Source organism: Litorihabitans aurantiacus, from assembly GCF_030161595.1.
GTDB classification, from domain to species: domain Bacteria; phylum Actinomycetota; class Actinomycetes; order Actinomycetales; family Beutenbergiaceae; genus Litorihabitans; species Litorihabitans aurantiacus.
Genome location: NZ_BSUM01000001.1, coordinates 1,417,860 through 1,431,175, shown reverse-complemented (window position 1 = coordinate 1,431,175; position 13,316 = coordinate 1,417,860). Strand labels below are relative to the sequence as shown.

The following is a 13,316-nucleotide window of genomic DNA, read 5'->3' as shown; positions in this document are numbered from 1 at the left end:
CCGTGGCTGACGCAGGCGGGGCGGACGGCACCGGCGGTGCTGGCAGCACTGGCCATGAGTCGTCGGGCGACCTCGCGGGGACGCCCGACGCGTTCCAGCGCCTGTGGACGCCGCACCGGATGGTCTACATCGACGGTGCGGACAAGCCGACCGGCGACGGCGAGCACGAGTGCCCGTTCTGCCGGGTGCCGCACCGGTCCGACTCCGACGGCCTCGTCGTCGCGCGCGGTGAGACCGCCTACGTCGTGCTCAACCTCTACCCCTACAACCCGGGCCACCTCATGGTGGTGCCCTACCGGCACGTGGCGCTCTACCCCGATCTGACGACGGCGGAGGTCGCCGAGATCGGCGCCCTCACCCAGGGCGCCATGCGGGTCCTGCGCGCGACGTCGGGTCCGGCGGGCTTCAACCTGGGGATCAACCAGGGCGAGGTCGGGGGAGCGGGTATCGCCGCGCACCTCCACCAGCACGTGGTGCCCCGGTGGCGGGGTGACGCCAACTTCATGCCGATCGTGGCCGGGACCAAGCCGCTGCCGCAGCTGCTCGGCGCGACCCGGGAGACGCTGGCCGCGGCGTGGGTCGAGCGCAGCGGCACCGCCGCCCGTGCCACGACGGCGGAGGCGACCGACCCGACCGGCTTGACCGACCCGACCCCCGCTGCTCCCACGGACCCCGAGGCCTGATGCTCAAGCACCTGCGCGCCGTCGTCGGCCGGATCCTTCGCGCTCCCGCCGCGCTGCTCCTGCGCCTCGGGGTCACCCCCGACGTCGTCACGATCGTCGGCACCCTCGGCGCCATGGCCGGGTCGCTCGGCCTGATCGCGCGCGGCCAGCTCTTCGCGGGGACGATGGTCATCACGTTCTTCGTGCTCTTCGACGTGCTCGACGGCACGATGGCGCGCCTGGCCGGCACCACGGGGCCGTGGGGTGCGTTCCTCGACTCCGTGCTCGACCGGTTCGCCGACGGCGCGCTGTTCGCGGCCCTCACGATCCACCTCGCCGCCACGGGGGAGCGGGTCGGCGCGGCCGCGGCGCTGGCGTGCCTCGTGCTCGGCAGCATCGTGCCGTACGCCCGGGCCAAGGCGGAGTCGCTGGGACGCACCGCGACCGTCGGCATCGCCGAGCGCGGCGACCGCCTCCTCATCGCGCTCGTGGCCACGGGCCTGGTGGGCCTCGGGCTGCCGGTGGCGGTGCTCGTCGTCGTCCTCGTGGTGCTGGCGGTGCTGAGCCTGACGACGTCGATCCACCGGATGCTGCACGTGCGGCGGCAGATCCTCGCCGACGCGTCCTCGACGGCGCCCGCCCCGGGGGCCGCCCCGTGAGGCGCCCGACCACCACCGACCTGTACGTCCTCGCGTGGCGCCACGTCCGGCGCCTGCCCGACGCACCGGTGCGCGGCCTCGCCCACCTCGTCGCCGACCTCGTGTGGCTCGGGAGGAGTGGCGGCGTGCGGCAGCTCGAGCGCAACCTCCGCCGGCTGCGCCCCGATCTGGACGAGCGGGCGCTGCGCCGCACCTCCCGGGCCGGGATGCGCTCCTACCTGCGCTACTTCGTGGAGGCGTTCCAGCTCCCGGGCTGGAGCCACGAGCAGATCGACGCGCGTGTCCGCGCGGTCGGCGTCGCACCGGTGCGCGACGCCGTCGCACGCGGCGAGAGCCCTGTCCTCGCGCTCGGCCACGCCGGCAACTGGGACCTCGCCGGGGCGTGGGCCTCCCGCGCGCTCGCGCCCGTGCTCACGGTCGCCGAGAAGCTGCCCGACGGCCTGTACGAGGAGTTCGTCTCCTTCCGCGCCTCGCTCGGCATCGAGATCGTCCCGCTCGAGGGCGGCAGCACCTTCCGCCGCCTCACCCGCATGGCGCGCACGCACCCGCAGATCGTGCCGCTGCTCGCCGATCGCGACCTGACGGCACACGGCGTCGAGGTCGACCTGCTCGGCTCGCCTGCGCGCGTCGCCGCCGGTCCGGCCTCGCTCGCGCTCGTGGGCGGACACCCGCTCGTCCCGGTCGCGATCACCTACGAGCGCCTGCGCGGTGCGGACCGCCGGCGGGCGGGGACCCCGTGGGGCCTGGTCATCGAGTTCGCGCCGTTCGTCGCCACGGCCGACGACGACGGCGCGCGCCGCGGCGTCGCCGACGTCACCCAGGACTGGGTCACCGCCCTGTTCGAGCGCGTCGCGCGGTCGCCGCAGGACTGGCACATGCTGCAGAAGGTCTACCTCGCCGACCTCGACCCGGCGCGGTTGCGGTCCGTGCCGACGGCGGGGGAGTGACGCCGGTGCGCATCGGCATCGTCTGCCCGTACTCGCTCGACGCGCCGGGCGGGGTGCAGGTCCACGTCACCGACCTCGCGAAGCGACTCCTCGACCAGGGGCACCACGTCCGCGTGCTCGCCCCGGCCGACGACGGCACACCCGTCCCCGACTTCGTGGAGGCCACCGGCCGGAGCCTCGCGGTCCGCTACAACGGCTCCGTCGCCCGGCTGTCGTTCGGTCCCGTCACCGCGGTGCGCGTGCGCTCCTGGCTCGAGGCCGGCGACTTCGACGTCCTCCACATCCACGAGCCGCTCGTGCCGAGCACCGGACTCATCGCGCTGTGGCAGGCCGAGGTCCCGGTCGTGGCGACCTTCCACACGGCGAACGACCGCTCGCGCGCGATGCAGGTGGCCTACCCGATGCTGCGGCCGACGCTCGAGCGGATCGCCGCCCGCATCGCGGTCTCGGAGGAGGCCCGGCGGACGGTGGTGGAGCACATGGGTGGCGACGCCGTCGTCATCCCGAACGGGGTGGAGCTGAGCCAGTTCCGCGCGTCGGAGCCTCGCGCGGCGTGGACCGGGACCCCGGAGCGGCCCACGCTCGCGTTCCTCGGCCGGACCGACGAGCCGCGCAAGGGTCTCGACGTGCTGCTCGCGGCCGTCCCCGCCCTGGTGGCCGCGGTGCCCGGGATCCGCGTGCTGGTGGCGGGCCGCGGCGACCTCGCCCGGGCCAGGGCCGTGGCGGAGGCGCACCCCGGCGTGCTTGAGCTGCTCGGCGAGATCACCGAGGAGGACAAGGCCGCGCTCCTGCGGTCGGTCGACCTATACGTCGCGCCGCAGACGGGGGCGAGAGCTTCGGCATCGTGCTGGTCGAGGCGATGGCCGCCGGCGCCGCCGTCGTGGCGAGCAACCTCGCGGCCTTCCGCCGCGTCCTGGACGAGGGCGCGCGGGCACCCTGTTCGCCGTCGGGGACCCGGACGCCCTCGCCGCGGCCGTCCTGGGCGCGCTCGGAGATCCCGGCGCGACGGCGCGCACGCGGGACCACGCCACGGCCTGGTGCGCGCAGTACGACTGGGAGGTCGTGACGGCGCAGGTGCTGACGGTCTACCAGCTCGCCACGGGCGAGGGAGAGCAGGAGGCGTCGTGACCACCGAGATCGTGCTCGCCGTCGTGGTCGTGGTGGGGCTGCTGGTGTGGCTCGCGCTCGCGAAGGCCAACCGGCTCGACCTGCTGCACCAGAAGGTCACGCGCACGGCCGCCACGCTGGACGCGCAGCTGCTGCGCCGAGCCGGGCAGGCCGCCGAGCTCGCCGCGTCCGGCCGGCTCGACCCCGCCTCCTCGCTCGTGCTCGCCGGCGCCGCCGACGCGTGCCTCGCGAGCGGGCAGGAGCTCGAGCTCACCGGAGGGACGGACAGCACCGGGGACGGCACCGGAGATGGCGAGGGGCGCGGCGACGCGCGCACGGACCCGGACGCCGACCGCCGTCGACCCGGCCGCGTCACGCTGACCGCCGAGCGCGAGATCGTCGAGAGCGACCTCTCCCGCGTGCTGCGCCAGGCGCTCGAGGGACCCCTGGCCGAGGGTGCGGCGACAGCGCCGGTGGTGCGCGACGTCGTCGCCACGGCCGGCCGGGTCGAGCTGGCACGCCGCTTCCACAACGACGCCGTCGCCCAGTCGGTGCGCATCCGGGCCCAGGCGCTCGTGCGGCTGCTGCGGCTGGCCGGGCGTGCCGACCTCCCGCGGTCGTTCGAGATGGACGACACCGCACCGCGTCTGCGACCTCCCCACCACTAGGATCGGCCGCATGTCGAGTGGCTACCCCGGACCGTCGTCGAACCCCTACCCGGCGCCCTCGCGGCCGGCGTCCGGCGGTCCGCAGGGGCAGGCCCCCCACCAGGGCGGCGGCTACCCCGCACCGACTCGGCCCGGCGGCTACGGAACCCCGGGTACGTCCGGCCCGACCGGCTACGGCCACCCCGGTGCGGCCCCGCACGGAGTCCAGGACGCGGCCCCCGGCGCCTACGGGCCCGGCGGCCAGCAGCCGCAAATCTGGCACGGCGGTCGTCGCTCGGCCGCCATGGGTCCGGGCACGATCGTGGCCCTGTGCGTCGTCGGGTTCGCCGGCCTGTGGGGGCTGTGGATCGCGCTCAGCCAGGTCGGGCCCGCCCCGGCCGCCATCGGGTTCATCGCCGCGCTGATCCCGCTCGCCGTCGTGCTGGCCACGGTCATGTGGCTCGACCGCTGGGAGCCGGAGCCGAAGGTGATGCTCCTCATCGCGTTCCTCTGGGGCGCCGGGGTCTCCGTGGTCATCTCGTTCTACGGGAACACCGCCGTCGCCCTGGCCTACTACGACGCGACCGGGGACGCCGCTCAGGCGGACATCATCGGCGCCGTCGTCTCGGCCCCGATCGTCGAGGAGGTCACGAAGGGCCTCGGCGTCCTGCTGATCTTCCTGCTGCGCCGCAAGCACTTCGACGGCGTGGTCGACGGCATCGTCTACGCGGCCGTCGTGGCGGCCGGGTTCGCCTTCACCGAGAACATCATCTACTTCGGCCGCGCGATCGAGATCCTGCCCTCCATCTTCTTCACGCGCGGCGTGATGTCGCCGTTCGCCCACATCCTGTTCACCGCCTCGATCGGCATCGCGCTCGGCATCGCCTCCCGGCACCGCAACCGGTACGCCGCGTGGTGGCTGTTCCCGATCGGCCTCGTGGCCGCGATGGGCCTGCACGCGCTCTGGAACGCCTCCGCGAGCCTCGGCGCCGTGACGGGGAGCGAGAACGCCTTCCTGCTGGTCTACGGTCTGGTCCAGATCCCGCTGTTCGTCGCCGCGATCGTGCTCGCGTTCTGGTTGCGGCGGCAGGAGAGCGCGGCGATCCGGGCACGGCTGACCGAGTACGCGGGCGCCGGCTGGTTCGCGTCGCACGAGATCGACATGGTGGCCTCCCTGCGCACCCGGGCGCAGGCGCGCGCCTGGGCGGCCCGCCTCGGTCCGGGGGCGGGCGCCGCGATGAAGCGGTTCCAGAAGGACGCGACGTCGCTGGCCTACATGCGTCAGCGCGCGGTCAGCGGGCGGGCCGACCTCCGCACCCACTCGAGCACCGAGGCCGAGCTCCTGGCCGCGATCTCGGCCGACCGGCGCGCGTTCCAGGTCGCCGCGCCCCAGGCGTTCCGCTGAGCTCCCCGGCTGCCGACGACGGCGACGAGGCCGTCGACTCCTTCCTGCCCGGCGAGGGCTGGGAGGTCGGGGCCGACGGCGTCCCGTTCCGTCACGCGGCCCGGGTGCTGCTGCTCGACGCGTCGGGTCGGATCCTGCTCGTGCGGGCGCACGACGCCGATGACCCCTCACGCACCTGGTGGTTCACGGTCGGTGGCGGACTCGAGCCGGGGGAGGGCGAGCGCGAGGCGGCCGCCCGGGAGGTGCTCGAGGAGACGGGGCTGCGCATCGCGCCCGACGACCTCGTGGGCCCGGTCGCCCGCCGCACGGCCGTCTTCGACTTCGTGGCCCGCCACGTGCGCCAGCACGAGGTGTTCTTCGCGTGCGTGCTGCGGCACGAGGGCGACGAGGCGGATCTCGACACGGCCGGCTGGACCGCGATCGAGCGCTCGTTCGTCGACGAGCTGGCGTGGTGGGACCCCGAGGCCCTGCGCGATCTCGACGTCGAGGTGTTCCCCGCGGAGCTCCCCGACCTGGTGGCCGAGGTGGTCGCCGCGCTGCCCGGGGAGGGCGGGTCGTGGACCGGGGCGGTCCGCGACCTGACCCCGTCCTGACCGGTCCGTGACCGTCCGCCGGTAGGATCGCTGGCGTCGCGCGGCCTGGCGCCGCGCGTGCGCACGTCGAGCAACGGGAAGCGGGAACCATGTCGGGTCACTCCAAGTGGGCCACCACGAAGCACCAGAAGGCCGCCAAGGACGCCAAGCGGGGCAAGCTCTTCGCGAAGCTGATCAAGAACATCGAGGTCGCGGCCCGCACGGGCGGCGGCGACCCGGCCGGCAACCCGACGCTCTACGACGCCATCCAGAAGGCCAAGAAGACGTCGGTCCCGAACGACAACATCGACCGCGCGGTGAAGCGCGGCAGCGGCCAGGAGGCCGGGGGCGCCCAGTACGACACGATCATGTACGAGGGCTACGGCCCCGGCGGCGTCGCGGTCCTGGTCGAGTGCCTCACCGACAACCGCAACCGCGCCGCGGCCGACGTCCGCCTCGCCTTCAGCCGCAACGGCGGCTCGATGGCCGACCCCGGCAGCGTCTCCTACCTGTTCTCGCGGCGTGGCGTCGTCGTCGTGCCCAAGGCCGACGGCCTGACCGAGGACGACGTGCTCGTGGCCGTCCTGGACGCGGGCGCGGAGGAGGTCAACGACCTCGGCGAGGCGTTCGAGGTGCTGAGCGCCGCGAGCGACTTCGTGGCCGTCCGCAAGGCCGTCCAGGAGGCGGGGCTCGACTACGACTCCGCCGAGGCGCAGTTCCTGCCGTCGGTCGAGGTCGAGGTCGACGTCGAGGGGGCGCGCAAGATGCTGCGCCTGGTCGATGCCCTGGAGGACTCCGACGACGTGCAGAACGTCTTCGCCAACTTCGACGCCTCCGACGAGGTCATGGCGGCGCTCGACGCCGAGGACTGAGCCCGCGTGTCGGGCCGGCGCCCGGTGCCGGGTCGCGTGCGAGAGTGGCCGGTGTGAACCAGTCGACCACCCGCCCGCGCGGGTCCCGGAACGCCGCCGGCGGCGCCCGGACCTCGCGCGGGGCCGGACGATCCTCGGCGTCGACCCCGGCCTCACGCGCTGCGGCCTCGGCGCCGTGACCGCGACGGCGGGTCGCGTCGTCCGGATCGTCGACGTCGGACTGGCGACCACCTCGCCGGACCAGGCGCTCGAGCAGCGGCTGCTCGAGATCGCCACACGCCTCGAGGAGTGGATCGACCGGCTGCAGCCCGACGCCGTCGCGGTCGAGCGGGTCTTCGCGCAGTCCAACGTCTCCACCGTCACGGGGACGGCGCAGGTCGCCGGCCTCGCCATGGTCGCCGCCGCCCGCCGCGGCATCCCGGTCGAGCTCCACACCCCCAGCGAGGTCAAGGCGGCGATCACGGGGAACGGCCGCGCCGAGAAGGAGCAGGTCACCACGATGGTGACCCGCATCCTCGGGCTCGCCGCCCCGCCGCGGCCGGCCGACGCGGCCGACGCCCTCGCCCTCGCGATCTGCCACGCGTGGCGGACGCCCGCGGGCGCGGCGCAGGCGACATCGGTCCGGGCCGCCCGGGGCGGCACGGGTGACGCCGCACCCGCCGGCGGGACCGGCGCGACCGGCGGCCCCACCGCCGCCCAGCAGCTGTGGCTCGAGGCGGAGCGCCGCTCCCGCCGGACGGCGCGGCGCGTCGCCCCGGTGCGCGGCCCCGTCGGACGCTAGTCTTCGTTCGTACACGTGTTCGCTCCGCCGCGCGGCGGCGGGTCCCGGCCGACCTCGGCGCGGGCGGAAGGAGCTGTCGATGATCGCACTGGTGCGGGGCGAGGTCTGCTCGATCGGGCTGGACCACGCCGTCGTGATCGCCGGGGGAGTGGGCTACCGCGTGCTGGCGACGCCGGCGACCCTCGCGGGCCTGCGCCTCGGCGTGGAGGGCACGCTGCACACGACGCTCGTGGTGCGGGAGGACTCCCAGACCCTGTTCGGGTTCGCCGAGACCGACGAGCGGGACATCTTCGACGTGCTGATGACCGTCAGCGGCGTCGGCCCCCGACTGGCGCTGGCCGCCCTCGCCGTCCACACGCCCGACGGGCTCCGCCGCGCCGTCGCCGGTGAGGACCTGGCCGCCCTGCAGCGGGTGCCGGGCATCGGCCGGAAGGGCGCGCAGCGCATGGTGCTCGAGCTGGCGGGGAAGCTCGGCGTCGCGGTCGGGTCGGTCGAGGCGCCGGCGCCGGCGGCACCCACCGGGGCCGGGCCCGACGTCGTGGAGGCCCTGGTCGGTCTCGGGTGGAACGCGCGGGCCGCGGACGCCGCCGTCGCGGCCGTCCTGGAGCGGGGCGAGGCGCCCGACGGCGACGCCGCCGCCGTGCTGCGCGCGGCCCTGCGCGAGCTCGCGGGTGTGCCCCGTGGCTGAGGACGGCGGCGCGGCGGTGACGGCCGCCGAGGCGGACGAGATCGAGCGCGCCGCCGAGGCGGCGCTCCGCCCGCGCCGGCTGGCGGAGTTCGTCGGGCAGCGGGTGGTGCGCGACCAGCTCTCGCTCGTGCTCGAGGCCGCCGTCGCCCGCCACCGGCCTCCCGACCACGTGCTGCTGGCCGGGCCCCCGGGCCTGGGCAAGACGACGCTCGCGATGATCGTCGCGAGCGAGGTCGGTGCCGCGCTGCGCCTCACCTCGGGGCCCGCGATCACGCACGCGGGCGACCTCGCCGCGATCCTGTCCGCGCTTCAGGAGAACGACGTCCTGTTCATCGACGAGATCCACCGTCTCGCGAGGCCGGCCGAGGAGATGCTGTACCTCGCGATGGAGGACTTCCGCGTCGACGTCGTGGTGGGCAAGGGTGCGGGGGCGACGGCGATCCCGCTCTCGCTGCCGCCGTTCACCGTCGTCGGGGCGACCACCCGCGCCGGTCTCCTGCCGGCGCCGCTGCGCGACCGGTTCGGCTTCACCGGTCACATGGACTTCTACGAGACCGGCGACCTCGAGCGCGTGCTGCACCGCTCGGCGCGCCTGCTCGGCATCGAGCTCGACGCCGAGGCCGCCCACGAGATCGCGAGCCGGTCGCGCGGCACGCCGCGCATCGCGAACCGCCTGCTGCGCCGCGTGCAGGACTGGGCGCAGGTCCGGGGGACCGGGGTGGCCGACACCGCGGCGGCGGCGGCCGCCCTGGAGGTGTTCGAGGTGGACCCCCGCGGTCTCGACCGACTCGACCGAGCCGTGCTGCGCAGCCTGTGCACCCGGTTCGGCGGCGGTCCCGTGGGTCTCACGTCCATCGCGATGGCGATCGGTGAGGAGCCGGAGACCGTCGAGACCGTCGCGGAGCCGTTCCTGCTGCGCGAGGGGTTCCTCACGCGGACGCCGCGAGGCAGGGTGGCGACGGCGGCGGCCTGGGCGCACCTCGGGCTCACGGCTCCCGAGGGCGGTCCCTCGCGCCTGTTCGACTGACGTCGCCGCCCAGCGGTTGCCCCAGGCCGTTCGCGCCGGGCCCGCCGGTGCGTGCACGCGTGTGCGGCGCGTCACCTAGACTCGTGCGCGGTCCGCTCCCGACGAAAGTGCTCTCCCCATCATGTTTGCAGAAGGCGGCAGCTCGAACGTGCTGCTCATCGGTCTCCTCGTCCTGGCGGTCGGAGGCATGTTCCTCCTCAGCCGGCGCAACCGGAAGCAGCAGGGTTCGGTGAACGACTTCCGCGCCACCCTGGCCCCCGGCGCCGAGGTGATGACCGCCTCCGGCCAGCTCGGTGTGGTGGTGGACCGGACGGGTGACGCCGTGACGATCGAGTCCTCGGGCACCCGGACCACCTGGGTGATAGCCGCGATCCAGCAGGTGCCGCCGCAGTTCTCGGCCGCGGCGGACGCCGCCTTCGGCCGCGCGGTCCCCGACGAGACGCCGGCTCCCGAGGGAGACCCCGTCGACGCCGACGTCGTCGCCCCCGACGACGCCTCCTCGCTCACGTCCGACGGTCCGGTCACGGACGACCGCACCGAGCGGGACCGGCCCGGTCCCGACGTCGACGGCGGCCCCACGTCTCCCGACCAGCGGCCCTGACGCCCCACCCGACTCGCCGGTCCGCGTGCGGTGCCGGCCCGCTCGACTGAAAGAAGACCCCGGTGGCTCGACGCAGCTCCATCGCACGACCGCTCTACCTGCTCCTGCTCGTCCTGGTCGCGGTGTACGGCACCGTCGGCTTCGGCGCCTTCACGGGTGACGCCGAGGAGGAGGGCGGCGCGTCGTTCACGCCGAACCTGGCCCTGGACCTCGAGGGCGGCACGCAGCTGATCCTGACGCCGCGCTCGAACGACGGCCAGCAGATCACCTCGGACGACATCGACCAGGCGATCGCGATCATCCGCCAGCGTGTGGACGGTTCCGGCGTGGCCGAGGCCGAGATCACCAGCCAGGGCGGGAGCAACATCGTCGTCGCCATCCCGGGCGAGGTCGACGAGCAGACGGTCGCCCTCATCACCGCCTCCGCCCAGATGCGCATGCGGCCGGTGCTGCAGGTGGTCAACCCCGGCACGATCGACCCGGCGGCAGCGCAGGCCGCGGCCGAGGCGGCGGCGGGTGACCTCGGAGCGATCGACCCCGGTGCGATCGACCCCGGTGCGATCGATCCGGGCGCCATCGACCCCGGGACCACCGACGGCGGTGCCACCGAGCCGCCGGCGACCGACGGCGAGGGCGCGAGCGGTGAGGGCGAGGCCGGGGACACCGGCGCCGACGGCGTGATGCCCCTCGAGGCGGCACCGGCGCCGTCGCCCACCGAGGACGGGACCGAGCCGACCGAGGGTTCCACCGAGCCGACCGAGGGTTCGACCGAGCCGACGGATGGTGCGACCGAGCCCACCGAGGCACCGACGCCCCCCACCACCGAGGAGATCGAGGCGGCGGCGCTCGCCGCGGCCGACGTCGACGGCGACGGTCAGCTCTCCTCGGAGCCCGCGGGCACGCCCACCAGCGCGGGCGACCTGCTGTGGCTGACCGAGCAGGTCTCCTACGACCTCTACACCCTGGACTGCACGCTCCCCGAGAACCGTGCGGGCGGCAGCGACGACTCGACCGAGCAGCCGCTCGTCGCGTGCGCGCCCGACGGCAGCGCCAAGTACGCGCTCGGCCCGGCGGAGCTCACGGGCGCCGACCTCACCAGCGCGCAGATGGCGTTCGAGGTCTCCTCCACGGGCGCGGCCACGAACCGCCCCATCGTGCAGATGAACTTCACCTCCGCGGGTGGCGACAAGTTCGGCGAGGTCACCACGCGCCTGTCCACCAGCACGCCGCCGCAGAACCAGTTCGCGATCGTGCTGGACGGCCTCGTGATCTCGGCGCCGTCCGTCACGACGCCGATCCCCAACGGCGAGGCGCAGATCAGCGGGCCGTCGGCCGCGCCGTTCACCCGCGACGAGGCGACGACGCTCGCCAACCAGCTCAACTTCGGCTCGCTGCCGCTGACGTTCGAGGTGCAGTCGCAGGAGCAGATCAGCGCGACCCTCGGTACCGAGCAGCTCGAGCGGGGGATGCTCGCCGGGATCATCGGCCTGATCCTGGTCCTCGGTTACTCGTTCCTGACCTACCGGGGCCTCGGCATCGTGACGGTCGCGAGCCTCGTGGTCGCGGGAGCGCTGACCTACGGGCTGATCCTGCTGCTGTCCTGGTGGCAGGGGTACCGCCTCTCGCTCCCCGGTGTCACGGGTCTGATCATCGCCATCGGCGTCACGGCGGACTCCTTCATCGTCTACTTCGAGCGCATCCGCGACGAGGTGCGCGAGGGCCGGACGCTCCAGGCCGCCGTGGACCACGGCTGGATCCGTGCGCGCCGCACGATCCTCGCCTCGGACGCCGTCAACGTCCTCGCGGCCGTGATCCTGTACTTCATCGCGGTGGGCGGTGTGCGCGGCTTCGCGTTCACGCTCGGACTCACGACCGTGATCGACCTGCTCGTGGTCATCCTCTTCACCCACCCGCTCATGAAGCTCCTGGTGCGGACGAGGTTCTTCGGGGAGGGGCACCGCTGGTCGGGGCTCGACCCGGTGCACCTCGGTGCCTCGGTGGCCGCCTACGCCGGACGCGGTCGCGCGCGGACGGCGGCCGAGCGCGCCGCCCTGTCCGAGCGGGCCGACACCCGCACCATCGCGCAGCGCAAGGCCGACGAGGCCCGCGCACGGGCGGAGGCGGAGCGTTCCGAGGACGACGCGCGCGACGCCGACGCCGTGTCGGTCACCACCGGTGACCGGTCCACCAGTGCCACCGACGCCACCGACACCACCGAGGAGAACCGCTGATGGCCGGCCAGTTCGCCCGCCTGGGCAACGACCTCTACACGGGCAAGCGCAGCTACGACATCGTCGGGAAGCGTCGTGTGTGGTTCATCGCCGCGGCGGTCCTCGTGATCGTCTCCGGTCTGCTCCTGGCCGTGCGCGGCCTGAACGTCGGCATCGAGTTCCGGGGTGGGTCGGAGTTCACCGTCTCGGGTGCGGCGACGACGTCGTCCGACCCCGCGAACGAGGTGCTGGGCGAGATCGGCACCGACCAGGTGGCTCGCGTCTCCGTCGTCGGCGGCGACAGCGTCCGCATCCAGACCGATCAGCTCACCCAGGAGCAGACGGACCAGGTCGCCGCCTCGCTCGCCGAGGTCTACGAGGTCGAGCGCAACGCCGTGACATCCTCCTTCATCGGCCCGACCTGGGGTGCCGACATCACCGCGAAGGCGCTGCAGGGCCTGGTGATCTTCATCGTGCTCGTCGCGCTGGTGATGGCGCTGTACTTCCGGACCTGGAGCATGGCGGCGGCCGCACTGATCGCGCTGATCCACGACCTGATCGTGACCGTGGGCCTCTACGCGGGCATCGGGTTCGAGGTCACGCCGGCCAGCGTGATCGGTCTGCTGACGATCCTCGGCTACTCGCTCTACGACACGGTCGTGGTCTTCGACAAGGTCCGTGAGAACACCGCGAACGTGCTCGAGCAGACGCGCGTCACGTACGAGGAGGCCTCGAACCTCGCGGTGAACCAGACCATCGTCCGCTCGATCAACACCTCGGTCGTCGGCGTCCTCCCCGTCGCCTCGATCCTCTTCGTCGGGGCGTTCCTGCTCGGCGCCGGCACCCTGCGCGACATCGCGCTCTCGCTGTTCATCGGCATGATCGTCTCGACCGCGTCCTCGATCTTCCTGGCCACGCCGCTGGAGGCCGCGCTGCGCATGCGGCGCTCGGTCTACCGCGAGCACAGCGCGAAGGTGCTCGCGCTGCGGGCCGAGGTCGGCGAGACCGAGACCGTGGTCACCAGTGCCGACGTCCGTCCCGAGACCGACCGCGTCGCGGCCACCGTGCCCGGCGTCCACCTCGGCACGCAGTCCCAGCCGCGCCGGAAGCGCTGACGCCCGACGGCACCCGACGCCGC

Annotated in this window: 13 protein-coding genes; all 13 read left to right on the top strand. The window is 74.1% G+C overall.

Translation table 11 applies throughout. From position 1 onward, the window contains the following. The first annotated feature begins 2 nt into the window (after positions 1-2). The 13 genes from QQK22_RS06665 (at position 3) to secF (ending at position 13,293) form a co-directional block, all read left to right on the top strand. Positions 3-683 carry an HIT family protein gene (locus QQK22_RS06665; RefSeq protein ID WP_348525520.1) on the top strand — a complete coding sequence of 227 codons (681 nt, stop codon included), beginning with the start codon at positions 3-5 and terminating at the stop codon, positions 681-683. Next, complete coding sequence (pgsA, locus tag QQK22_RS06660) at positions 683-1,321, top strand: phosphatidylinositol phosphate synthase (protein ID WP_284250227.1); 639 nt, start codon at positions 683-685, stop codon at positions 1,319-1,321. Before QQK22_RS06665 ends, pgsA begins: the two co-directional genes overlap by 1 nt. Then, the gene (locus QQK22_RS06655; protein ID WP_284250226.1) at positions 1,318-2,268 is read left to right on the top strand and encodes a phosphatidylinositol mannoside acyltransferase; all 951 of its coding nucleotides are present in this window, start codon (positions 1,318-1,320) and stop codon (positions 2,266-2,268) included. The genes pgsA and QQK22_RS06655 overlap by 4 nt, the downstream gene beginning before the upstream one ends. A 5-nt stretch (positions 2,269-2,273) precedes the next feature. Then, positions 2,274-4,043 carry a glycosyltransferase family 4 protein gene (locus QQK22_RS19230; RefSeq protein WP_284250225.1) on the top strand — a complete coding sequence of 590 codons (1,770 nt, stop codon included), beginning with the start codon at positions 2,274-2,276 and terminating at the stop codon, positions 4,041-4,043. 10 nt (positions 4,044-4,053) lie between these two features. Next, positions 4,054-5,427, top strand: coding sequence for a PrsW family glutamic-type intramembrane protease (locus QQK22_RS06645; RefSeq protein WP_284250224.1), 1,374 nt, complete (start codon positions 4,054-4,056; stop codon positions 5,425-5,427). Next, the gene (locus QQK22_RS06640; RefSeq protein ID WP_348525632.1) at positions 5,424-6,020 is read left to right on the top strand and encodes an NUDIX hydrolase; all 597 of its coding nucleotides are present in this window, start codon (positions 5,424-5,426) and stop codon (positions 6,018-6,020) included. Before QQK22_RS06645 ends, QQK22_RS06640 begins: the two co-directional genes overlap by 4 nt. Positions 6,021-6,109: 89 nt before the next feature. Then, positions 6,110-6,871 carry a YebC/PmpR family DNA-binding transcriptional regulator gene (locus QQK22_RS06635; RefSeq protein ID WP_284250223.1) on the top strand — a complete coding sequence of 254 codons (762 nt, stop codon included), beginning with the start codon at positions 6,110-6,112 and terminating at the stop codon, positions 6,869-6,871. 175 nt (positions 6,872-7,046) lie between these two features. Beyond that, positions 7,047-7,652 carry a crossover junction endodeoxyribonuclease RuvC gene (gene ruvC, locus QQK22_RS06630; protein WP_431310139.1) on the top strand — a complete coding sequence of 202 codons (606 nt, stop codon included), beginning with the start codon at positions 7,047-7,049 and terminating at the stop codon, positions 7,650-7,652. A 79-nt stretch (positions 7,653-7,731) separates the two neighbouring features. After that, a complete protein-coding gene (ruvA, locus tag QQK22_RS06625) occupies positions 7,732-8,340 on the top strand; it encodes a Holliday junction branch migration protein RuvA (protein ID WP_284250222.1) in 609 nt (202 codons plus the stop codon). Continuing rightward, a complete protein-coding gene (gene ruvB / locus QQK22_RS06620; protein ID WP_284250221.1) occupies positions 8,333-9,367 on the top strand; it encodes a Holliday junction branch migration DNA helicase RuvB in 1,035 nt (344 codons plus the stop codon). Before ruvA ends, ruvB begins: the two co-directional genes overlap by 8 nt. Positions 9,368-9,488: 121 nt before the next feature. Beyond that, positions 9,489-9,968, top strand: a complete 480-nt coding sequence (locus tag QQK22_RS06615) for a preprotein translocase subunit YajC (protein ID WP_284250220.1) — start codon at positions 9,489-9,491, stop codon at positions 9,966-9,968. 62 nt (positions 9,969-10,030) lie between these two features. Continuing rightward, on the top strand, positions 10,031-12,199 hold the full coding sequence (gene secD, locus QQK22_RS06610; protein ID WP_284250219.1) for a protein translocase subunit SecD: 2,169 nt from the start codon (positions 10,031-10,033) through the stop codon (positions 12,197-12,199). Beyond that, positions 12,199-13,293 (top strand): protein translocase subunit SecF, encoded by a 1,095-nt coding sequence (gene secF, locus QQK22_RS06605; protein ID WP_284250218.1) that lies wholly within the window; start codon positions 12,199-12,201, stop codon positions 13,291-13,293. The genes secD and secF overlap by 1 nt, the downstream gene beginning before the upstream one ends. The last annotated feature ends 23 nt before the right edge of the window (positions 13,294-13,316 follow it).

Coding starts and splice junctions, on each gene's coding strand:
- secF (WP_284250218.1), top strand. CDS start 12,199: ATGGCCGGCCAGTTCGCCCGCCTGGGCAACGACCTCTACACGGGCAAG.
- QQK22_RS06635 (WP_284250223.1), top strand. CDS start 6,110: ATGTCGGGTCACTCCAAGTGGGCCACCACGAAGCACCAGAAGGCCGCC.
- pgsA (WP_284250227.1), top strand. CDS start 683: ATGCTCAAGCACCTGCGCGCCGTCGTCGGCCGGATCCTTCGCGCTCCC.
- ruvA (WP_284250222.1), top strand. CDS start 7,732: ATGATCGCACTGGTGCGGGGCGAGGTCTGCTCGATCGGGCTGGACCAC.
- QQK22_RS06645 (WP_284250224.1), top strand. CDS start 4,054: ATGTCGAGTGGCTACCCCGGACCGTCGTCGAACCCCTACCCGGCGCCC.
- QQK22_RS06615 (WP_284250220.1), top strand. CDS start 9,489: ATGTTTGCAGAAGGCGGCAGCTCGAACGTGCTGCTCATCGGTCTCCTC.